Origin of the sequence: Citrobacter sp. Cc139, assembly GCF_030334645.1 — a bacterium.
Classification (GTDB): Bacteria; Pseudomonadota; Gammaproteobacteria; order Enterobacterales; family Enterobacteriaceae; genus Citrobacter; species Citrobacter werkmanii.
Genome location: NZ_JAOWDM010000081.1, coordinates 69,337 through 91,673 on the forward strand (window position 1 = coordinate 69,337; position 22,337 = coordinate 91,673).

At 51.2% G+C, this 22,337-nt stretch carries 21 protein-coding genes; 8 read left to right on the forward strand and 13 right to left on the reverse strand.

The features are described 5' to 3' along the window. Positions 1-80: 80 nt before the first annotated feature. Complete coding sequence (dsbG, locus tag OGV69_RS11845; RefSeq protein WP_069323139.1) at positions 81-827, reverse strand: thiol:disulfide interchange protein DsbG; 747 nt, start codon at positions 825-827, stop codon at positions 81-83. A gap of 366 nt (positions 828-1,193) precedes the next feature. Here dsbG and ahpC point away from each other — a divergent pair, with 366 nt between their 5' ends. Beyond that, positions 1,194-1,757, forward strand: a complete 564-nt coding sequence (gene ahpC / locus OGV69_RS11850) for an alkyl hydroperoxide reductase subunit C (protein ID WP_004859485.1) — start codon at positions 1,194-1,196, stop codon at positions 1,755-1,757. A gap of 150 nt (positions 1,758-1,907) precedes the next feature. After that, on the forward strand, positions 1,908-3,473 hold the full coding sequence (gene ahpF, locus OGV69_RS11855) for an alkyl hydroperoxide reductase subunit F (RefSeq protein WP_038638660.1): 1,566 nt from the start codon (positions 1,908-1,910) through the stop codon (positions 3,471-3,473). Positions 3,474-3,574: 101 nt separating this feature from the next. Here the strand turns inward: ahpF and OGV69_RS11860 are convergent, their stop codons facing one another. The 8 genes from OGV69_RS11860 to OGV69_RS11895 form a co-directional block, all read right to left on the reverse strand. After that, positions 3,575-4,135 (reverse strand): desulfoferrodoxin family protein, encoded by a 561-nt coding sequence (locus OGV69_RS11860; protein ID WP_071888118.1) that lies wholly within the window; start codon positions 4,133-4,135, stop codon positions 3,575-3,577. A 13-nt stretch (positions 4,136-4,148) separates the two neighbouring features. Then, positions 4,149-5,810: a medium-chain fatty-acid--CoA ligase gene (fadK, locus tag OGV69_RS11865; protein WP_069323140.1), complete on the reverse strand. Its 1,662-nt coding sequence runs from the start codon at positions 5,808-5,810 to the stop codon at positions 4,149-4,151. Positions 5,811-5,813: 3 nt separating this feature from the next. Continuing rightward, positions 5,814-7,136: an MFS transporter gene (locus tag OGV69_RS11870; RefSeq protein ID WP_038638665.1), complete on the reverse strand. Its 1,323-nt coding sequence runs from the start codon at positions 7,134-7,136 to the stop codon at positions 5,814-5,816. A gap of 66 nt (positions 7,137-7,202) precedes the next feature. Beyond that, on the reverse strand, positions 7,203-7,487 hold the full coding sequence (locus tag OGV69_RS11875) for a ferredoxin family protein (RefSeq protein ID WP_069323141.1): 285 nt from the start codon (positions 7,485-7,487) through the stop codon (positions 7,203-7,205). Then, complete coding sequence (locus OGV69_RS11880; RefSeq protein WP_038638671.1) at positions 7,484-8,776, reverse strand: FAD-dependent oxidoreductase; 1,293 nt, start codon at positions 8,774-8,776, stop codon at positions 7,484-7,486. The genes OGV69_RS11875 and OGV69_RS11880 overlap by 4 nt, the downstream gene beginning before the upstream one ends. Before the next feature lie 45 nt (positions 8,777-8,821). Further along, a complete protein-coding gene (locus tag OGV69_RS11885; RefSeq protein ID WP_069323142.1) occupies positions 8,822-9,778 on the reverse strand; it encodes an FAD-binding protein in 957 nt (318 codons plus the stop codon). 19 nt (positions 9,779-9,797) lie between these two features. Further along, positions 9,798-10,562, reverse strand: a complete 765-nt coding sequence (locus OGV69_RS11890) for an electron transfer flavoprotein (RefSeq protein WP_069323143.1) — start codon at positions 10,560-10,562, stop codon at positions 9,798-9,800. A gap of 11 nt (positions 10,563-10,573) precedes the next feature. Beyond that, positions 10,574-11,719, reverse strand: coding sequence for an acyl-CoA dehydrogenase (locus tag OGV69_RS11895; RefSeq protein WP_069323144.1), 1,146 nt, complete (start codon positions 11,717-11,719; stop codon positions 10,574-10,576). Between the two features lie 407 nt (positions 11,720-12,126). Here OGV69_RS11895 and OGV69_RS11900 point away from each other — a divergent pair, with 407 nt between their 5' ends. From OGV69_RS11900 to OGV69_RS11915, 4 genes are all read left to right on the forward strand, one after another. Continuing rightward, positions 12,127-13,293, forward strand: a complete 1,167-nt coding sequence (locus OGV69_RS11900) for an acyl-CoA dehydrogenase family protein (RefSeq protein ID WP_038638685.1) — start codon at positions 12,127-12,129, stop codon at positions 13,291-13,293. 124 nt (positions 13,294-13,417) lie between these two features. After that, positions 13,418-14,731, forward strand: coding sequence for an MFS transporter (locus tag OGV69_RS11905; RefSeq protein ID WP_069323146.1), 1,314 nt, complete (start codon positions 13,418-13,420; stop codon positions 14,729-14,731). A gap of 32 nt (positions 14,732-14,763) precedes the next feature. Next, on the forward strand, positions 14,764-15,978 hold the full coding sequence (locus tag OGV69_RS11910; RefSeq protein WP_038638690.1) for a CaiB/BaiF CoA transferase family protein: 1,215 nt from the start codon (positions 14,764-14,766) through the stop codon (positions 15,976-15,978). A 68-nt stretch (positions 15,979-16,046) separates the two neighbouring features. Further along, positions 16,047-16,997 carry a helix-turn-helix domain-containing protein gene (locus OGV69_RS11915; RefSeq protein ID WP_069323147.1) on the forward strand — a complete coding sequence of 317 codons (951 nt, stop codon included), beginning with the start codon at positions 16,047-16,049 and terminating at the stop codon, positions 16,995-16,997. 47 nt (positions 16,998-17,044) lie between these two features. Here the strand turns inward: OGV69_RS11915 and uspG are convergent, their stop codons facing one another. Together uspG and rnk are read right to left on the reverse strand one after the other, a co-directional pair. Next, the gene (gene uspG, locus OGV69_RS11920; RefSeq protein ID WP_016152215.1) at positions 17,045-17,473 is read right to left on the reverse strand and encodes a universal stress protein UspG; all 429 of its coding nucleotides are present in this window, start codon (positions 17,471-17,473) and stop codon (positions 17,045-17,047) included. A 188-nt stretch (positions 17,474-17,661) separates the two neighbouring features. Next, the gene (rnk, locus tag OGV69_RS11925; protein WP_005120853.1) at positions 17,662-18,072 is read right to left on the reverse strand and encodes a nucleoside diphosphate kinase regulator; all 411 of its coding nucleotides are present in this window, start codon (positions 18,070-18,072) and stop codon (positions 17,662-17,664) included. 276 nt (positions 18,073-18,348) lie between these two features. Between rnk and OGV69_RS11930 the strand changes: the two genes are divergently transcribed. Both OGV69_RS11930 and OGV69_RS11935 read left to right on the forward strand, forming a co-directional pair. After that, entirely contained in the window at positions 18,349-19,179 is an 831-nt protein-coding gene (locus OGV69_RS11930) for an alpha/beta fold hydrolase (RefSeq protein ID WP_038638697.1), read from the forward strand. A 96-nt stretch (positions 19,180-19,275) separates the two neighbouring features. Continuing rightward, positions 19,276-19,899, forward strand: a complete 624-nt coding sequence (locus OGV69_RS11935; protein ID WP_069323148.1) for a flavin reductase family protein — start codon at positions 19,276-19,278, stop codon at positions 19,897-19,899. A 41-nt stretch (positions 19,900-19,940) separates the two neighbouring features. On the opposite strand, the gene rna is transcribed toward OGV69_RS11935, so the two are convergent. Continuing rightward, positions 19,941-20,747, reverse strand: a complete 807-nt coding sequence (gene rna / locus OGV69_RS11940; protein ID WP_069323149.1) for a ribonuclease I — start codon at positions 20,745-20,747, stop codon at positions 19,941-19,943. 110 nt (positions 20,748-20,857) lie between these two features. Beyond that, positions 20,858-22,321: a citrate/succinate antiporter CitT gene (gene citT / locus OGV69_RS11945; RefSeq protein ID WP_069323150.1), complete on the reverse strand. Its 1,464-nt coding sequence runs from the start codon at positions 22,319-22,321 to the stop codon at positions 20,858-20,860. Between the last annotated feature and the right edge of the window lie 16 nt (positions 22,322-22,337).

Consider the following 22,337-nt stretch of genomic DNA (forward strand, 5'->3'; position numbering starts at 1 on the left):
ACACTTTATTTTCACGAGAAAAAAAGAAGTGTGGTGAGTGATTGAAATGAGAACGATAACAATCACTCATTTTATTACCTTTATTTATTTCCCATGATAATGTTTAATTTCTCCTGATCGGGTAACCCGACTTCTTGTTGCAGCGTATTGTCTTTACTCATGTAGTAGATGGCTGGCGTCACGTTAGCACCCAAATCATCCATCAACTTTTGATTGATATTGAGTATCTTCATCTGCTCGGGCGGGAGAGAGGCAGGAATTTCCAGCTTCATTTTGCCGCCGGAGGCTTCATAGTCATGCCAGGTTTTGGCCGGATCTTTTGTCGACAAGATTGCGGCAGCTGTTGCCGGGCTTTCAGGTTTGATTACGCCCACCAGTAGCGTACGCAACTGAACTTTACCGGAATCGACCCACGGACGCGCCTGCTGCCAAAACTGTTTGCAATAAGGGCAGAAGGGATCGGCGAACACGTAGACAATCACCGGGGCCTCTTTCTTACCATCCAGAATCCATGAGGCTTTTTCCATTCGCTGCCACATCTCGCGCCCTGCTGGGGCATAGATCTCTTTTTCTATCAGCGCATTACTGAGGTTTTCACCTTTCTCATTGTACATGTAGCCTGAGATGGCATGTTTGCCGTCGGGCGTGACGTAGATAGTGACGCCCATATCCTGATATTTACCCAGATAACCTTTCATTCCGCCAGGGGCATCGAAAGGTTTCACAATAGTAATGCCCTGTTTCTCAATGGCTTTAACAGGGGCAGGTAGCTCTTCGGCATGAACGATAGCGGGAAGCAAGGATAAGAGTAAGGTACGCTTGAACATTGATTTTCCTTATAAAATCAGAAGGAAAGGGGACTGAATTGCAAAACCTATCACAGCCATAGGTAAGATCGACAGTCTGTCGATTGCCCTTTCTTTAGTTGGGTGATGTAATCCCAATCGCTGTTACGACCTTTGTTAAGGTAATGTAGAGCGCAACACATAGCCAGTTCTGCTGGTACTGAAGTTACCTGCGGGTAGCTCGGGTAATGAGGCTCCCTGCAAAGGGGGCCTTTTTTACTTTTGTCTTTTAGGTTCGATTGAGGAAGTTGTTAGTTAACGCTTATTGATTTGATAAAGGAAACGCATTAGCCCTTGGAAGAGATTTTCGTTAACTTATCTCTCAACGAAAACACGGAGGAAGTACAGATGTCTTTGATTAATACCAAAATTAAACCTTTCAAAAACCAGGCGTTCAAAAACGGTGAGTTCATCGAAGTAACCGAGAAAGATACCGAAGGTCGCTGGAGCGTCTTCTTCTTCTATCCGGCTGACTTCACCTTCGTATGCCCGACCGAACTGGGCGACGTTGCAGACCATTATGAAGAACTGCAGAAACTGGGCGTAGACGTTTACTCTGTTTCTACCGATACCCACTTTACGCATAAAGCATGGCACAGCAGCTCTGACACCATCGCAAAAATCAAATATGCAATGATCGGCGACCCGACTGGCGCCCTGACCCGTAACTTCGACAACATGCGTGAAGATGAAGGTCTGGCTGACCGCGCAACCTTCGTTGTTGACCCGCAGGGTATCATCCAGGCAATCGAAGTTACCGCTGAAGGTATCGGCCGTGATGCGTCCGACCTGCTGCGCAAAATTAAAGCCGCACAGTATGTTGCATCCCACCCAGGTGAAGTTTGCCCGGCTAAATGGAAAGAAGGTGAAGCGACACTGGCTCCATCTTTAGACCTGGTTGGTAAAATCTAAGCTAATTTGTAGGCCGGATAAACATAGTGCATCCGGCATTCCACAGGCGCAAATTTGCGCCTGTTTCATTCCAGCACCATGACGCAAGTTGCATTAATGCAGTCCCGCGAAGTCGGCTTGCATGATGATGTTTTCAGAGAGGGAAGAAGAATGCTCGACACAAATATGAAAACCCAGCTCAGGGCTTACCTTGAGAAACTGACCAAACCTGTTGAGCTGATTGCTACGCTGGATGACAGCGCTAAATCGGCAGAAATCAAGGAACTGCTGACTGAAATTGCTGAACTGTCAGAAAAAGTCACCTTCACAGAAGACAATACTCTGGCAGTGCGTAAGCCATCGTTCCTGATTACCAATCCAGGCTCTCACCAGGGGCCGCGCTTTGCGGGTTCTCCGCTGGGCCATGAATTTACCTCGCTGGTGCTCGCGCTGTTGTGGACAGGTGGTCATCCGTCAAAAGAGGCGCAGGCGTTGCTGGAGCAGATCCGCGATCTCGACGGTGATTTTGAATTTGAAACCTATTATTCACTCTCCTGCCATAACTGTCCGGACGTGGTGCAGGCGCTGAACCTGATGTCGGTACTGAACCCACGCATTAAACATACGGCGATTGACGGCGGTACGTTCCAGAATGAAATCACCGATCGTAACGTGATGGGCGTTCCGGCGGTATTTATGAACGGTAAAGAGTTCGGCCAGGGTCGCATGACGCTGACTGAGATCGTGGCGAAGGTGGACACCGGCGCAGAGAAACGTGCGGCTGAAGAGTTGAACAAGCGTGATGCTTATGACGTACTGATTGTTGGTTCTGGCCCTGCGGGAGCGGCTGCGGCGGTGTACTCCGCACGTAAAGGTATCCGCACCGGTCTGATGGGCGAACGTTTTGGCGGTCAGGTTCTGGATACCGTTGATATCGAAAACTATATCTCGGTACCGAAAACCGAAGGCCAGAAACTGGCTGGCGCGCTGAAAGCACACGTTGATGACTATGATGTTGATGTGATCGACAGCCAAAGCGCCAGCAAACTGGTTCCTGCGGCGCAGGAGGGTGGGCTGCATCAGATTGAAACGGCATCCGGCGCGGTGCTGAAAGCGCGCAGTATTATCATCGCGACCGGTGCGAAATGGCGCAACATGAATGTTCCGGGCGAAGATCAATATCGCACCAAAGGCGTAACTTACTGTCCGCACTGTGATGGCCCACTGTTTAAAGGCAAGCGTGTGGCGGTGATTGGCGGTGGTAACTCCGGTGTTGAAGCCGCTATCGATCTGGCGGGCATCGTGGAACATGTGACGCTACTGGAGTTTGCTCCTGAAATGAAGGCCGATCAGGTGCTGCAGAATAAACTGCGTAGTCTGAAAAACGTCGACATCATTTTGAATGCGCAAACGACAGAAGTAAAAGGCGATGGCAGCAAAGTCACTGGGCTCGAGTATCGTGACCGCGTGAGCGGCGATGTTCACAGTGTAGAACTGGCAGGTATTTTTGTTCAGATTGGTCTGCTGCCGAACACCAACTGGCTGGAAGGCGCCGTTGAACGTAACCGCATGGGTGAAATTATCATTGATGCGAAGTGCGAAACCAGCGTGAAAGGTGTTTTCGCTGCAGGTGACTGCACAACCGTACCCTATAAGCAGATCATCATCGCGACAGGCGAAGGCGCGAAAGCCTCGTTAAGCTCCTTTGATTATCTGATTCGCACCACAGTAGCATAAAAAAGTAAGACTCACCTGCAATGCCAAAACCGCCAGTCATTCGCTGGCGGTTTTTTATTTCGCTAAAGCGCGCACAACATGCTGACCTGCAATGTGATCCGTCAAAATGTGTACCGCCACAACCCATGCTGGTTGCACCAGGTATAGGCTGAAAATCCTCGTTTGCAGTTGAATTTACACTGTTTCCCTTTACAGATTGGGCGATCGCAATAAACATAAGCATCATTGCCCGCGAGTGCAAAAGTGGCTTCCGGCGGCGCGCCTGGCGGCAGATATTTAAATTGTCCCCCCTGAAAGGTGTAAATAAAGATCCACTCCAGATAGTGATCTGCCGTCATTGGATGCGCCGGATTACCTACCGTTACGGAAAGCGTATTTGATTCAAATCCCCCGGAAATGGTCATCAGCGGTTGATGCTGTTGGGCGAGCGCATCGGTAGTAGTGGCATCATTAACCCGTAACGCGACGAGTGTTTTTCCACAGCAGGTTATCGGGGATGTTGCGTCACGTATAGCCATGGTGACAAGGAACGCCCCACACTGAGGACAACGGTAGAAGTTCGGGTTAGGGCGGATAAAAGTGGGTTTGGTACTGTTTTTAATCCGGTTTGATACCCTGCGTACATTGCGGGAATGTTCGGGAACAGTATGAGTGAGAGACATAACGCGCTCCTTCTTACGCCGAGGTTGTTAGACCAGTCGTTTCTTGCGAGAGGGATGCCAGACGCTGGAGAATATCCTGTCGGAGAATGTATTTTTGAATTTTGCCTGAGGCCGTACGCGGTAATTTGTCTATAACAACCAGATATTCCGGGTATTTATATTTTGCGATACGCCGTTGGGCGAAAAACGCGATGATATCAGCCAACTGAAGCGTTTTTTGTGGATGACTCAGCACGACATAAGCGCAAGAACGTTCACCCAGGCGTTTATCTGGCATGCCCACCACAGCGGCATCGTGGATATCCGGATGAAGCAGCAGAATATCTTCTATTTCGCGACTACTGATGTTTTCACCGCCACGAACAATAACGTCCTTTTTTCGGCCAGTAATTTTGATATAGCCGTCTTTATCCATCCGGCAATAGTCGCCGCTGTAATACCACCCGTCGTCGTCAAGCACCTGGTCGGTCAGTTCCGGTTCATCAAGATAGCCGACAAAAACATTGGGGCCGCGAGAGGCTTCTTCGCCCTCATTATTTTCCGCCAGAGTCATCTTCTTCTGGTCGACCACTCTGATTTCAACGCCTGCAGCGGCTCTGCCATCCGTGTTCATTTGATGAGTCAGAGAGTCATGCGGTCGCACTATCGCATGGGGAGCACTTTCTGTACTTCCGTATACGCCAAGGAGTTGAATCCCTGCCTGGTGACATTCCTGCAGAAGTTTTCCTGGGATTGTGGTTCCCCCGCACAGAAAGAAGCGAAGAGAAGAGAGACTGCTGCGCTGTGCTTTGGAAGCATACAGCAGATCGCACACGAACGGTGTTGCCCCCATGATGCAGGTGCAGCGCTCTTGCGCCAGTAATACCAGGCACTCTTGCGGAGAAAATATGTCCATCAACACGCTGCTGGCGCCCGTTAAAAAAGGGGCGGTCACGCCATGCAGAAATCCTGTTGCATGGGCTAGCGGAGCGGGCATGAGAATCGAATCCGTCCAGTTTATATTGAGCGCCGCGCAGAAGGTTCGTTCACTGGCGATGATGGTATTGTGCGTCAGCATCACGCCTTTGGGATGACCTTCCGTACCGGAAGTAAAAAGAACTGCCGCCAGATCGTCGCTATGCGTTAGGACGTGATGCGCTATTGGCGGAGAATCATTGAGGATCTGGCTTAGAAGGGGGCCAGTGGGCGCAGGCGCCAGCTTATCAACCGCCACCACCTTCTCAAGCCAGGGCAGATCGGAACGGAGTGCGGCGATCCTATCTGCCGGGTTGTCGTTTTTAAAACTCGTTGGTGTAAACAGTATCCGGGCCCGGGATTTATTGAGTATCCAGGTCAGTTCACACTCCCTGAAAGCAGGCAGGAGCGGGACGATCACGGCTCCGCTTTTCAGACAGGCCAGATAAATTATCGTGAATTCACACCAGCCGGGCAACTGGAGCGCCACGCGATCGCCCGGGCGGATACCGGCGTCGATGAGCCAGGACGCCAGCCGTCCCGCGGCAATATCCAGCGCTTTATAAGTATAGTTATCCCCCCGATTATCGGTGACCGCCACTTTGTCTGCATACGCTTTGGCCGACAGGGACCAGTAATCGGCTAATGTCGCATCTCCCCAGTGGCCCTGTTGCCGGTATTGCGCTTTACGCTCGGCATTGATTTTTAGGTTCGTTGTCATTGGTTATGTCTCAGACTGAGTTCTTTTTTTGCAATACATCGCCAGTGCGCCAGCCAGTAGCGGCAGAGGCAAAAACAGAAAGACGTCACTGAATGTCCAGCCTGCTGCGAGCATGAGCGAACCCACGCCTGCGCTGGTAATCGCGCCCAGCCGACCAATGCCCGTCGCCCAACCAACGCCGGTTGCCCGTATTGAAGTCGGGTAAAAGTGCGCAGCCAGTGCATAGCAACCGGGGTTGATCCCGTTGAGAGTGAAGCCAAGAATAAGAACCAGGGCATAGAGCAGGAAAAGCGAAGGGGTGAACAGCCCCAGAACTAATGCGCCGCATATGCTGCCTGACAGCGTCAGAATAATCGCCTCGTGTTTGCCCCAACGATCCATTTCAATACCAATGCAAAAATTGCCTATCATGCCGCCTATCTGAAAGACAGACCCCATAATGACGGCCTGAGAGAGCGTAAGTCCGGCATCTTTTATCATCAGGGGTAACCAGCTGGATAAAAGGTAAACGCTGAAGAGTCCGACAAAAAGCGTCAACCACAGCGCCACTGTTCCCAGCGTGTAAGGGGGATGCAGCAGTGACTTTGCCGTGCTGGCGCGGGCTTTTTGCGGCTCGGTGGTGTAAAAACGCGTATCTTTGTCTGCAATTCCGGGAATAAACAGATTTAGCAGGCGAACCAGGCGCGCATCGTTACCGGCGTGCTGCACCAGATACAACATCGATTCAGGTAAACAACGCAGTAAAACCAGTGCCAGCAATAATGGCAAAATGCCGCCTGCGATAAGCACGGCGCGCCAGCCAAACGTTCCGAGCAACTGTTGGCTAAGTATGCCTCCCAGCGCTGCGCCAGAATTAAAGCCGCAATGGATCACCGTTGACAGGCGAGAGCGATAACGGTGGGGGGCGTACTCTGCAACCAGCGTCGTGATGTTGGGCATGGCTGCGCCTAACCCGAGTCCGGTAATAAAACGAAAAAAAGTCAGGCTGGATAAATTCCAGGCCCCGGCAGAAAGCAGGCTGCTGAGACCAAAAAAGACAACTGACCCAATAATTAGCTTTTTACGTCCATAGCGGTCAGCTAGCGGGCCAGAAATTAAAGAGCCTGCCGCCAGCCCCAATAATCCACTCATCATGACCGGGCCCAGATCTTGTTTGGATAGTTGCCAGTGATCTATTAATGCCGGAGCAATGTAGCCAATTGCCGTGACATCGAAACCATCAATACCCAGAACAAAAAAACCGAGAAAGACAATAAACCATTGCCGTTTACTGATGGGGTGTTTGTCTAAAATCGTACTGATATCAATTTGATTCTGTACCGACATGGTCTTCTCCCTGAACCGCGAACACGAGGTATCTCCTGATACGGCGATATGCTGTTTTGCAGGGGGTTAGCCGAAGCGAAATTCAACGCCAAACGTTCCTTGTGGATATTCCCATTTTTGTAGAATGGTGTGTGAACACAGCACCCGGCATGTGCCGCATTCGAGGCAGCCAGCATAATCAAAGTGAATATTGCCAGCGTCATCCTGGCGATATAATCCGGCGGGGCAGGCGAGGATCAGTTTACGGAACTGCTCTGGATCGGGGTTTTCCACCAGGACAATATGGGGATGGCTTTCATCGACCCTGAATTTATTCGTGCCCAATTTCACATCGACGTTCACGGTATTCATAATGCGCGAACTCCTTTAATGCCGTCTTTTAAGAGATTAATTAATCCGATTTTTTTGCCGTGCGCTAATACTGTCGAGCACAGTGAAGCAGGGGCCTTGCCGTTGACGGTAAACAGAGACGCCATGAGATCGGTTGCCATTTGCGGATATTGTTGAAAAATTCGCGGGTTCTCCATCATTGCGGGGAGGCGGCGGTAGTGGCGCATATCGCGTAACACCGCGCTTTTCTCCAGTGTGTTGGGATAAGCCTGGAGTTTTCCTTTACTGAAATCATTGGCATTTTTCGCGGCAATGACCGTTTGCGCCGCCACATTGGCTGCTGTAATGGCGAGATCCATGCCCCGCACGGTATAGCCCAGATTCAGACACATTCCGGCTGCATCACCGACAATCATCACTCCGTTCTCGACTAACGTTGGAACCATATCTATCCCGCCTTCCGGCACCAGATGCGCGGAATATTCCTGTAGCGTACCGCCTTCGATTAGCGGACGGATAGCAGGATGCTGTTTGAAGTCTTCCAGCATTTGCGGCACGGTTTTACGGGCATGCTCGATACCGTCGAGGCCACATACCAGACCCAGTGAAAGCGTATCGCGATTGGTATACAAGAAACCGCCGCCCATTAATCCGTCTGACGGTGAACCGGCAAACAGCCAGGCGGCGCCTTCGTTACCTGTTAGCCCGAAGCGCTGCTGAATTTGTGCGGATGGCAGTGAAATCACCTCCTTCACACCAACGGCATAATGGTGCGGCGATGATTCTGGCACCATACCGATAGCGCGGCCCAGCAGAGAATTTACACCGTCGGCGAGGAGAACCACATTTGCCTCCAGGGTATCGTCTCCGGCCTGAACTCCCGTCACTCGTCCATTTTGACGGATCAGTGAATCTACTCTGACGCCGGTGATGAACTGAGCGCCAACGGCTTCTGCTTGCGCCATGAGCCAACTGTCAAATGTGCGGCGAAGCACCGTCCATGATTCTGCGACCGGGGCCTGTTGGGGGAGGCTCGCGAGATAGTCCAGCGTGACAGCGCTTTCTGTTGTAAGAAAGGAAATTCGCTCCCTGACTACTTTTCTTTCAACGGGGGCTATATGGGTAAAACCCGGCATAATTTCTTCCAGGCTGTGCGTGTAGAGTCGTCCTCCGGTCATATTTTTACTGCCCGCAGTATCACCACGCTCAATGACCAGCACATCCAGTCCTGCTTTTGCCATTACATAAGCGGCGATGCAGCCTGAGATGCCTGCGCCGACAACAATGGCGTCAAATTTTTCGTCCGACATCGCTTTTGCTCCTGTTGCCGCCATTCGGGATGGCGGCGTTAAATGTTAGTGCTGCAGCAGTTCCGTTAATGCCGGGACGACTTTATATATATCGCCTACCAGCCCGTAGTCGGCGTACTGAAAGATTGGCGCATTCTTATCTTTATTAATGGCGACAATGGTTTTGGCGCCATTACCGCCGACCATATGCTGTATCTGCCCTGAGATGCCCAGCGCCAGATACACATCGGTTTTAAGCAGTACGCCAGAAACGCCAATGTAACGTTCACGATCCATCCAGTGCTCACCTTCAGCAATGGGGCGAGAGCAGCCGACTTCCGCATTCAGCGCAGCGGCTAAATCCCAGATCATATGCAGATCGTCTTTGGCCGCTAAGCCACGCCCAATACCGACGACACGACGGGCTTTACTGAGATCGATGCTGCTGACCGATTTTGCCCGGCGCGCTTTGCATAAAAGCTCATGTTGCGGTGGGATATAGCTGACGGGCATGGGAGCAAGCTGATGCGGCGCATTTGCTTCCAGCGGCTCGAATACGCCACTCGAAACGGTCACGATAGCCGTAGGTGTGTTAATTTTTTCCCGACCAAACGCCAGACCGCCATACATTCGATGTTCGGCATACAGTTCGCCATTCTCCAGCGCCAGGCTGGTGGCATCATTAATCAGCGCTGATTGCAGCAGGATGCTAAGCCTGGCCGCCAGGCTTTTTCCTCGTCGGGTTGCCGCCAGCAGGATTAATGTTTCCGTCCTGAGCTCACTGTCGTCTTTTTCGGTATTTTGTATCAGGGCAGCGAGGGTTTCTGCATAGTTTTCTAATCGTTGCTGTTCTGACTTTCCGCTCAGGACGTACACCGCGTCGGCATGTTGTACCTGCAAAGCCTCGCTCTCATCCCAGATGACCGCACTCACGTGTTCACCGAACTGCTTTGTTCCTGCAAGGAGATCCGCGTAACGGTCGGCGCTGTCACTCACTACCCATACCTGATTGATTTTGCTCATTCCAGCTTCTCCGTTGTCTTCAGTTCAGCACTTTATTGAGATGCTCTGCCAGGCGAGCGATATCTTCTGCGCCGTCGCCTTCAATGATGATGTGTTTACGTTCTGCCTGCTGCGGGGCATAAATATTGATCATTTCGGCCTCGGGAGACACCGGCGACCAGCCGATGTCATCGGCCGTCCATTGGGTAACGGGCTTTTTCCCTGCGCCGAGAATCGCTTTCATGGAAGGAATACGCGGTTCATTAATATCTGAGGTGACGCACAAGACGGCAGGAAGCGGCACATCAATAATCTCTATTTCATTTTCCAGTGTGCGTTCGACCGTAACGTAGCCGTCATGGATTTCAATGTGGCTGACGGCATTGACGGTGGGCAGATGAAGCATTTCCCCGACACGCAGCCCGGTTTGCTGTGCATAGAGATCGCCAGAGCCTTCGCCACACAGCAGCAGATCAAAACCGATTTTCTTCGCTGCTGCGGCAATGACCCGGGAGGTTTCGTGCGCAAGCGCAGTTGACAGCCGCTCGTCGCGCACCAGGTAGAGTCCATGAGGACCTCGGGAGAGTAAATCTTTTCGCAGTTTGGCGTTATCCAGCGCCTGACCGCCAACGCACAGGGCTATGACTTCATCGTTTTCACCGGCCAGCAGGACGGCCTCTTCAATAGCATTGAGGTCGAATGGGCTGATTTTTTCTCCAGCACGCGTTGTGTCCAGCGTTCTGTCGGCGGTGATAGTGATGTCTTGTTCTTCCGCGACCAATTTATAACAGGCAAGTAATTTCATGACGTATCCTATTATTTTTCATACTGTTTCAGGATCTGGCGGGCTGAGATATACACCATAATCTCGTCAGTACCGCCACCGATGCGGTTAACACGGGTATCTCGCCAGAAGCGGGATACCCGGCTGTCATTGGTGTAACCAAGGCCACCTAAAATCTGCATCGCATCGTCAATGACTTCACAGGCTGACTGTGCGCAATACAATTTGCACATCGGCGCGGACAGGCGCATGGGTAAATCGTTGTCACATTCCCATGCCGTGCGATAGACCATGTTTTTCATGTTTTGGATTTTTATCGCCATTTGGGTCAGCTTGAGCTGAATCATCTGGAACTGGCCGATATTTTTATCGAACTGAATACGTTGGTTGGCGTAGCGGGCGGCATCTTCAAAAGCGCATTCCGCCACACCCAGCGAGTGTGCGGCGATGACGAGACGTTCAATATCGAAGTTTTCCATCATGTGAATGAAGCCGTAACCTTCGCGGCCCACCATCGCGCTTTCTTCCAGTTCAACGTTATCGAGAAAAACCTCACAGTTGCTGACCATGTGCCAGCCGATTTTGTGCAGGCTATTGCGCTTAACGCCCGGCATGTTTGGATCCACCCACCACAGGGTGAAGCAACGCTTCGGATCTTCCGGTTCGGGATTGCGTGCCAGCACCAGCATGTATGGGTAATCTTTGGCGCCCGTGATGAACGTTTTTTGCCCGTTCAGATAAACTTTGCCATTTCTTCGGGTATAGGTTGTGGCGACGCGGTTATTATCCGATCCCGCCTGCGGCTCGGTGAAGGCGAGTGAATAGGCAGGGATCCCGGTCAGCCCGACTTCAGCCGTTTTCGCCAACTGTTCTGCATTGCCAAAGCGCTGCATATTATGGATGCATTGGCCTTCCGTCATAATGTAGGCGGGAGCCCCCATGCGCGCGATTTCCTCCAGAACCAGCACTTGCGTCATCATATCGGCGGGGATGCCGCCGAGTTCTTCTGGAATGCCTAATAGCCCCACGCCGCTTTCGGCCAATGCCTGAAAGAACTTGCTGGGGAAGGCGCCATTTTCATCACAGGTCTTGAAATATTCTTCGGGAAAATCTCGTGTTATCAGTTCGCGGATACTGGCTAAAAGCAGTTCCTGCTCTTCGGTCAGGCTAAAGTCCATGATGTCTCCTCAATGATGCCTGCTGATAAGAATTGATGTTTCGGACGATGTTCATTTCTTTATATTCTGATCGTGCCTGGACGCCGACTTGCAGAATAATTGGTATGAGGAGAATAAATTCAGCGGGCATTAATGATGCATAGACATATTTGACAACGTCCTGGACAAAACGAGCATTTAGTATGTTTTTGTGATGCGGGTTCAGAAATAAGCGCTGGGTGTTGGTGATGTTCGATTTGTCCTGTTTTTGGTTAAATCTGTCAATGTCAGGAGGACGAATTTTATTTTTATAATCCATCACGTTAATTCATGGAAACAGGTTAGTTAGAATATCTTATCTTTTATATATTCATATTCTTATGGCCTGCATTCTTACCTGAGTATTCAACGTGGAGTGGGGTTGGTATATGTCCATTTTATCTCAGCAGCAACTGGAAGCATTGAAGAAAAAAGTCAGAAAGGTTACCGAAACTGAGCTGGAAGAAATTCAACTGGAAGTTGAGCGGACGAATGTCTTTCCTGACTCTTATTACGACGTTTGCCGTAAAAACGATCTGTTTCGTCTGGCGATGCCTGAAGAGTTTGGCGGTATGGGACTCAACTGCGAACAGTTCTTTTCGGTGATGGAAGAGTTTTGCCGCGGGCCTGGTGGGATGCGTATGAACCTGCACCACGCCAACGGATTGAACTGGCGAATTATGTACGATCATGGCGCAGAAGATTTGCGCGCTAAATGGTTACCGCTGCTGGCAAATAAAGATGCGTATATTAACTTTGCATTAACTGAGGCGGATTGCGGTTCGGGTGCAGATATTCGTACTACCGCGGTTAAAAAAGGGGATAAATATATTCTTAACGGAACTAAGACGTTGATATCTCATACGGATATATCCGATGGGAGCTATGTTATTGCGGTTACGGATGAGAATAAGCGTAAAAAGGGTGGCTTAACAGCATTCTTTATCGAAACGAATACCCCCGGTTATTACATTGATCCTATGCCGCACATGATGGGGTGCCGTGGCGCGGGTCATGCTTATCTGCGTTTTGAAAACTGCGAAGTCCCTGCGCATAACATTATGGGGAAAGAGGGCGATGGCCTGGATATTTTCATGAATGCGCTGGCGCATTCACGCGCCATGATTGCCGTAACCTGCCTTGGCATGTCACAGCGCTTCCTGGAGCTGGCGATTGCCAGAGCAAAAGATCGTGTGACTTTTGGTAAGGCTCTCGTTTCTCGCCAGGCGATTCAACAAACGCTGGCGGATATGGGCACGCAGGTACATGCGCTGCGCGTCATGCTGCGCGACTGTGCGCAAAAATTCGATCGTGGCGAAGATATTGAGATGGTTTCAGCCATGTGCAAACTGCACGGCATTGATACCGTGCGTACGGTATCGGATAGCTGTCTCGAAATCTTTGGTGGTATTGGCTATTTCGAAGATAACCCGTATGGCCCGGTAGAAAGGATGTACCGCGATGCTCGTGCCCTGTGGTTTGAAGAAGGCCCACGTACCGTGCAGCGACTGACTATCGCACGCCCATTGATTGCCGCAGGTGGTGAGATTCGCTAGTCCGGGGGCGTTTGCACCGTGTCAGAGGTTAGCCGATTTTACGGGACACTAACCTCAGTTTTGGTCGTACGTCGCTGTTTATCCTGTGGCTACGGCCATTTTTGCTTTTTTGCGAGAGTGACCTATGAGTACATCACCAGGGAACAGACGCTGGGGCATTATTGTCCTGCTCATTATTGATTATTTCGTCATGTTTGTGGCGCGAAGTGGGATGTCGATGTGTGGGCCTGCATTAATGCAGGAATATGGCTGGAGCGCTATGCAGTTTGGCTGGGTATCCACGGCGTTTTTCATTGGCTATGCCGTCACAATGTTACCCGCGGGTTTACTGGCGGACAGGTTTGGCGGCGGGGTCGTTTTGGTGACCGGAACATTATGGTGGGCAGTTTTCACATTTCTAACGCCGTTAGGATCAACGCTGGGCATCATGATGTTGCTGCGTATTCTGGTCGGGATTGGCCAAGGGTTGCTTGTGCCGGCTAACTTTTCACTGGCGGCAAAATGGGTACCTAAGCATGAAGCCGGAATGGCGACAGGATTATTGCAGATAGGTTGCCCTACTGGTATCGCCGTTGCCATGGTTTTGGCTGCATGGATAGTCCAACGCTGGGACTGGCAGGCCGTGTTTTACGTTGTATCGGTACCCGGCGTACTGTGGTGTCTGCTGTGGTGGAAGCTCGGCAGCAACCGTCCGCAACAGGATACATTTATCACCCAGGGTGAACGAGACTATATTCTGGCTGGGCAAGTCTCTACTGAAATCTCTCCGGCCACACAAAATGAGCCGCTAAGTAAAGGCGATATTCTGGCAACCCCTTCAGTCTGGGCATGCGCCTTATGTTACTTTTGTACCAATTACCTCTTTTTTCTCTTCATGACCTGGCTGCCAACCTACTTTGCTATGGGGCGTGGAATCGATCTCAAACAAAGCGCGATTTTTTCTATGCTGCCGTATCTGGTGGCAATCTTTGCCTATCCGCTGGGGGGCGTAGTTACTGATGCCGCATGTCGTCGATTTGGACAAAACGTCGGACGTAAGATTTCTCCGGTACTGGGGTTATTATTAGCTGGGGTATTTTTGATCCTCGGCACTCAGGCAAATAGCTTGTGGAGTGCCGCCACGCTTATCTCTGCGTCGAACTTCTTCCTGTGCTTCACGATGGCTGCACACTTTTCAATTCCTATTATTTTCTCGCAAAAAGACACCGGTATGTTGGTCGGGCTGAACGGGGTGTTCGGGACGTTGGCGGGTATTCTCTCGCCAGTACTCGCTGGCTGGGTGATTGATGTCTCCGGTGGTCAGTACGAGTACGCACTGTATCTGGGCGCGGGCGTGGCGATTGTCGGAGCCTTCTTTATGTTAATTGCGCGCATTCGGCCAATAGAAAAGAAATCAGCACGCGTAAGCGCCGGTGGCCGTAAAGGATTTGCCGGTTAAACAGGCTACTCATTATTGAGGGAATATGACGTATGAGACCATTAGAGGGCGTTAAGGTCGTTGATCTGACATCATTTCTGGCTGCGCCAACGGTAGCGCGTATTTTAGGTGATTGGGGTGCGGATGTGATCAAAATCGAACCGCCCATCGGCGATCCTGGTCGTACGCAGGCGTCAGTTTTTAATATGCCGTATGAAGATGATGAGAATCCGGCATTTGATATTTCCAATGCCAATAAGCGTTTTCTGTGCCTGAATTTGAAACAGGAGCGAGCGAAAGAAATTGCCTGGCGTATTCTTTCCACCGCTGATGTGGTAGTGACCAGCTATCGGACGAAAGCGCTGGAGCGGCTGGGGTTCTCATGGGAAGAGTTGCACCTGCGTTTCCCTCGTTTAATTTTTGCTCAGATTCTGGGGTACGGTGAGCAAGGACCAGAAAAAGATACCGCAGGGTTTGATGCGACGGCCTATGTTTGCCGGGGAGGGATCCTGGGGTCGACAAACGAACGGGGGGAAACGCCGATTAACTCAGTTAATGGGTTTGGCGATTTCCAGGCCTCCATGTGTCTTGTTTCGGGTGTCTGCGCGGCGTTATATGGTCGTACGCTCTCCGGACAGGGGGATAAGGTCACTGTGAGTCTGCATCATACCGCGTTGTTTATGATGAGTATTGCCGTCACATCGGCGCAATACGGCAACGTTTATCCTAAATCCCGTTGTGAAGTCGCGAACCCGTTCAACAATACCTATAAAACGCGTGATGGTCGCTGGATGGTAATTTGTATCCCAGAGTACGATCGCTTTTTCAATAAGTTCATGACGTTACTTGGTCGCGAAGATTTGGTCGACAGTCCCGAGTTTTGTCGTATTGCCGATGTCAATCTGCATGGACGTAACCGGGATATTATCAGGATCATCAGTGAGCAGGTCGCTAAACGTTCGCTTGATGAAATGATGCAGATGTTAAAACAAAACGACTTTGCTCATGAGAAAGGCTTCACGCCTGATGAAATCCTTGACGATGAGCAGGCGTGGGCGACGGACTGTCTGCGAAATGTTGAATATATCACTGGTAACCGACGCGTGCTGGTGACCCCTCCTGTGAACATTGGCAGTATGGGGCCTGCACAAATTCGTCCATCCCGCAGATTAGGGCATGATTCGCAGCAAATTCTTTTGGAATACGGATATTCTGTCGAGGAGATAGCGCGTTTGAATGCTGACGGCGCGGTCATTATGCCCGCATAACCTTAGCCCGCCAGGGGATGACACCGTTGCCGCCTGGCGGGTCCATTTGATTGGGTGGGGAAGCATTGATGACAACGACCATTCCTACTTATGCGTTATATGGCGAGCAGTCGGAACCAGGCTGGGAAAATTTCTTTAATGTAGAAATGATCTCATTGCGTTCAAAACCCCTGAACTGGAAAGCCAGCCCGCATATTCATGACTCATTGATTCAGACCCTCTTTATTCAGAGTGGCGAGGTTGATGTTTTAATGAATTACACCCGGATGAAGTTGAAGGGGCCGGGTCTCATCCTTGTACCTGCGCAGACCGTTCATGGTTTTGATTACCGACCCGGTACGGAAGGGATGACGATCACTGCCTCACAAGGGCCAATGGAGTCGGTAATGGGATTATTGGCGCCCAACGTTCTTACTCTGATGCATAAGCCCTGCGTAATCCCCCTCGATGGCTCCCCAGAAGACGGGAAAATTATTCAGGGTTTTTATCAGTCTTTACAAAAAGAGATGCAGAAACAGAGGGTTAATCATAAGGCAATGTGCATTTCGATTTTTATTTCCATCCTGGTTCACCTCACGCGTATCAGTACCCTGACAGAAGAACAGCAGAAATTTGATATCTGCTCGCGTAAAGCCTCACAAATAAACAAATTCCTCCTGCTGGTGGATCAGCGCTTTCGCCAGCGGCTGACCGTTAATGATTATTCTGAAGAGATGGGGATGTCCCCGGGGCATCTGTCGCGCTTATGCCGGATAACATTAGGCATGTCCAGCCTGGATGTGATTAATATGCGCGTACTGCAGGAAGCCCAACAGGAGCTGGTCTACACCTCTAAGACGATAAAGCAGCTTGCGGCTTTTTTAGGATTCAATGATGAAGCCTACTTTACGCGTTTTTTCCATAAACATACGGGTGTCAGTCCAGGACAGTACAGGGAGTTGGCCTTACAAAAAATATCTACAGGGGAGGTGTGCCAGGTTATGGGCGCTGCTGATGAGAAAGAGTGCATCACGCAATAACCCCCACCCGTAAGACGGGTGGGGTTGTTACAGTAAATCAGACGCAGTTAACGGACAACCAGTACCGGCAGAGTGGCGTGGCGGACAACGCTGGAGGCGTTTGAGCCGAGCAGGTGGGTACTGATGGACGGGTTACGTGACCCAATGACCACCACATCCGCATTCAACTCTTCACCCAACTCGTTGACCACGTCACGGACGCTACCAAAGCGCACGTGTTGTTTAATGCGGGAGGGATCGATGCTGAAGTGACCGACCATTGTTTGCAGACGCGTTTCCGCTTCGTGTTGCAGATGCTCTTCAAAACGACGAACGTCTGCCGCAAAGCGGTGCAGGCTTAAGCTTGCTGAGCCTGGCAGCACATGCAGCAGATGGATAACGCCGTTTTCCTGTGCCAGGAATTCTGCATGGCGAATAGCCTTGTCACTCAGTTCCATTTCGAATACATCAACAGGCATTATGATTGTGTTGTACATAAACATTCTCCTTGTCATTACATGAACACATAACAGCATAGTATTAAAAATGATTCTGTCAGTCACGGCACAGATTTATGTTTTGCGAACAGGAAATAACGTGAGGAGCGGGGAGATGAGGAGTAACCGGAAAGAGGATGCAGATGCATCCCCTGCAAGATAAAGCGAATAGCTTTGATAAGACAGAGTTAGCGCAGGTAGTCGCCCGCAGCTTCTGGTTGGTACTCAAGCTCGATGACTTCGAGGTGTGTTGATGTACCGCCCGGCAGTTCCCAGTGAATGGTGTCGCCAACGCGCAGGCCCAGCAGTGCCGCGCCAACAGGCGCCATGACGGAAAGCTGTGTGCTGCTGTCAGTCATATTAGCCGGATACACCAGGGTACGCACACGGACTTCGCCATCACTCAGATTGCGGAATTTCACGCGGCTGTTCATGGTCACGACATCGTGCGGCATGGTTTCTGGAGAACACATTTGCGCGCGATCCAGCTCGGCGTTCAGGGCGTCGGCAATGGGTAAACCAGCAAACGCAGGTTGCTCCAACAGGCGGTCAATGCGTTCCGCATCGAGGTCGTTAATGATGATAGTTGGTCTGGACATTTATTACTCCATGTCGTCGATACTGCGGGTGCGCAGGTAAATAATCCCAAAAGAAAACCCTCACCGTCAGGCGGCAAGGGTTTAGCTTGTATGATGATACTGAGACTTACCTCATGTTTGAAGTGATTTAGTTCACATTCAGGTAAATCATCAATATTGTCGCATATGGTGTGATTTTAGCCGAAAAACGTGATCGTTCTCCAATTTGCATTATGCTTTTTAAGCGCTCGTTGCGGGTGCGTCAATACAACTCAGTGTTCCGCTACAGGAGATCTCATGAGCCAGTACGACAAACTTACCTTAAAAGACGGCAGCTATTTGCATTTTAAAGACTGGGGAAGTGGACAGCCCATCGTGTTCAGTCATGGTTGGCCGCTGACAGCAGATGCGTTTGAGGATCAGATGCTGTTTCTTGGGTCGAAAGGATTTCGTGTGATCGCCCATGACAGACGCGGACATGGCCGCTCGGCCCAACCGTGGGATGGCCACAATATGGATCAGTATGCTGACGATCTGGCTGAACTTACCGCGCATCTCAATCTTAAAGATGCCGTGCATGTTGGGCACTCTACCGGCGGTGGGGAAGTGGCGCGTTATATTGGCCGCCATGGGACGCAGCGGGTGGCAAAAGCGGTGTTAATTGGCGCGGTGACGCCCATCATGATCAAGACCGACTTTAACCCGAATGGCGTGCCGAAAGAGGTGTTTGATGGCATCCGGGAAGGGGTAGTGAACGATCGCGCCGCCTTCTTCTATGAACTGACCGCGGCATTCTATGGTTATAACCGTCCGGGCGCAAAAGAGTCGAAAGCCGTCCGGGAAAGTTTTGTTGAACAGGGCTTACAAGGGTCCATCAAAGCGTTGTACGACTGCATTCATGCGTTTTCAGAAACAGACCTGCGTGGCGATCTCGAAAAAATGACCATCCCGACGCTGGTGATCCACGGCGATGACGATCAGATTGTCCCGTTTGAAACCTGCGGCAAGGTCGCGGCGGAAATATTGCCGGATGCGCAGTTGAAGGTATATGCCGGAGGTTCTCACGGTATTTGCACCACCCATAAACAGCAGATCAATGGCGATCTGCTCAACTTTATTCAGTCGTAATCTTTAACGGATTGTTCTACGCTGATCTTCTTTTTCCAGGGAGATGAGCGAAGCATAATTCGTGCTGCGCTACCGTTAATGACACCAGAGAAGGCTATGTATTTCTATCAACCATCACAGGGACACGGCTTACCGCACGACCCGCTAAATGCCATCATTGGACCGCGCCCCATTGGCTGGATTGCGTCGCGCGACAGTAACGGGCGACATAACCTGGCGCCATACAGTTTCTTTAATTGCTTTAACTACCATCCGCCGATTATTGGTTTTGCCAGCAGCGGCTGGAAAGACAGCGTGCGGAATATTGTCGAAACCGGTGAGTTTGTCTGGAACCTGACCACCCTTGAACTGGCTGGCGCGATGAATGAAACGTCTGCCAGCTTGCCGCACGGCGAGGACGAGTTTTTTGCCGCTGGGCTGAGTAAAGCCGACAGCCGGATTGTCGGCGTGCCGCGCGTGGCGCAAAGCCCGGTTAATTTTGAGTGCCGTTTATCGCAAACTCTGCAACTGACCACTGCTGACGGCGCGCCTGTAGAAACCTGGCTGGTGCTGGGAGAAGTGGTGGGCATCCATATAGACGAAACGCTACTGGAAGAAGGCATCTACCAGACGGCGAAAGCGAAGCCGGTACTGCGTGCGGGTGGACCCACGGCGTACTATTCAATCAGTGAAACACACCGTTTTGATCTGGTTCGCCCGGACGCCCGTTTGCAACGCTAAGCATGCAGACCGACGCCCGGTTTGCGCGTCGGTCGTGATTTTCAGTATCCTGCCTTGTCGATAATAAACTGTTTACCGCAGTTACCCGGATGCGGCTGCGGTAAGAATGACTGCGCAGATAGCGGTTGATTGATGGTGTCGGCTTTCAGGGATAGCTGGATCTCTGTGAGATAAGCCGGATTGCCGTGGCAGCTTAGCTTCACGGCTTTGACGTTCTCTTTGCCCCAGCTTTTGGCGATAGCGGCGTCAAATGCGTTGCGGCTGACGGTTTTGCCGTAGTTATCCGCGAGGAACTTGCCCGCTTCACTGTTTTTGAATTCATTATTCAGCCGCACCATCGTGCCAAAGTACACGTCGGGATCAAAACCAAAACAGGCGCCGTGTTTGGCATACTCGTAGCGTTCCAGGCAGGATGTTCCGCCAGCGCCTGGCATCACCGCGCTCAGTTTCGCCGCACTCTCCAGTGACAGGCCGGTTTCAGGCGCTGCGCATTTACGGCTGGCGCGCGCTTCAGGCAGGTTAGGAATGGGGCGTGTTGCGCAGCCAAAACGCATCCAGCGGCGGTTGTCTACCCCGCGAGCGGCGATCGATTTTGGCAGGCTGGGCCACAGGCCGTGAACGGTCAGAAAATCCACTTTGTCTGCAATCTCTTTTTGCAGACGACATTCGTCGGGTTCCTGACGATTACGCTCGTGTTGGCTTTGACAGAAACCGGTTTGCCAGGAGAGGGCCAGCACGTAGCGGTCAAAATCAGCGTACTGTTTTGCCTGAAGTTCATCGGCCTGAGCCACAGAAACTGGCAGCAGAAGCGCTGCCAGTAAAGAAGAATAACGCCACGTTGATGTCATGATGATTTCGGATACTTATATAAATTCTGAATATCATCTATTTAATCATAAAAAATGCCAGTCAGGTTTAGCTGACTGGCATCATTTTCATCAGGCGTGAGCCGGAATGATTAGCTCCACATTGCCAGAATCGGCCAGCCGACCAGCAGAAGCATAGCGATGTAGATAACGCCGAAGATAGCTCCCAGACGCCAGTAGTCTTTAGACTTCACATAACCACAACCGTAGATGATAACGCCAGGGCCGGTTGCATACGGCGTCAGGCAGCCCATGATACCGATGGACAGCACCAGCAGGATACACAGATGTTCCATTGGAACGCCCGGGATACCTTTACCGACCGCCAGAATAACCGGCAGCATGGTGGCGGTGTGTGCGGAAAGGCTGGCGAACAGGTAGTGAGCAAAGTAGAACACCAGCACCAGCACGATCACGGTCGCGTTAGGTGAGAAGCCTTCCAGGTGCGTGCTCATGGTGTTAGCGAACCAGTCGATGAAGCCTGAACGGGTCAAACCATTTGCCATAACAACCAGCGTGGCGAGGTTTACCAGTGTGTTCCATGCGCTGTTATAGCGGGTAATATCTTTCCACGGTACAACGTGTAGCGCCAGCATCAGGGAAACCGCCAGCAGACCCACCGCGGTGGCATCAATCAGTTTACCCCCGAAGACCCACAGACCCAGGCTGAGCAGAACCAGACCGATCAGGGTCAGCTCTTTACGCGTCAGTTTACCCATGGTTTTCAGTTCTTCACCGGCCCATGCGGCAACTTCAGTACTGTGAGTGACTTCTGGTTTGTACAGAACATAGGACAGCCACGGCGCAACGATCAGCAAAATAATACCGACCGGCAGGAAGCTGAGGAACCATTGCAGCCAACTGATTTGAATGCCAGCAATTTTGTTGACGAATTCCAGACCCAGTACGTTCGGCGCCGCGCCGGTCACGAACATAGAGGAGCTCAGGCTGGTACTGATGACCATCATCCACATCAGATATCCGCCGATACGGCGTGCGGAAGGATCGTTCGGGAATGATTTAAACAGCGGCGGCAGGTTTTTGATAACCGGGAATACGGTACCACCGGTACGCGCGGTGTTGGACGGTGTAAACGGCGCCAGCAGGATGTCGATAATAACAATCGCATAGCCCAGCGTCAGGGTACGTTTACCCATGAATTTCACCATGAACAGCGCGATACGACGACCCAGGCCGGTAACTTCATAACCCAGTGCGAAAATAAACGCGCCAAACACCAGCCACACGGTGGTGCTGGAGAAGCCCGCCAGACCCCATTTCAGCGCTTGCTTACCCGCTTTGAATGCCGGGTCGGCCAGCTCGGATGCGTCAAACAGCAGATAGTTACTGCCGATAACGCAGATCGTCACGGCGATAAAGCTGATTGCCGTTGCCGGAATGGGCTCCAGAATCATCCCGACAATCATGGCCACGAACACGGCAAAATAGTGCCATGCCTGTGGGGGCATGCCATCAGGGACGGGGATAAGAAACATGACGCCCATGACTACCAATGGGGCCAGTAACTTCCAAATTTTATCTTTTGCTAAAGACATGTGTGTGATTCTCCGG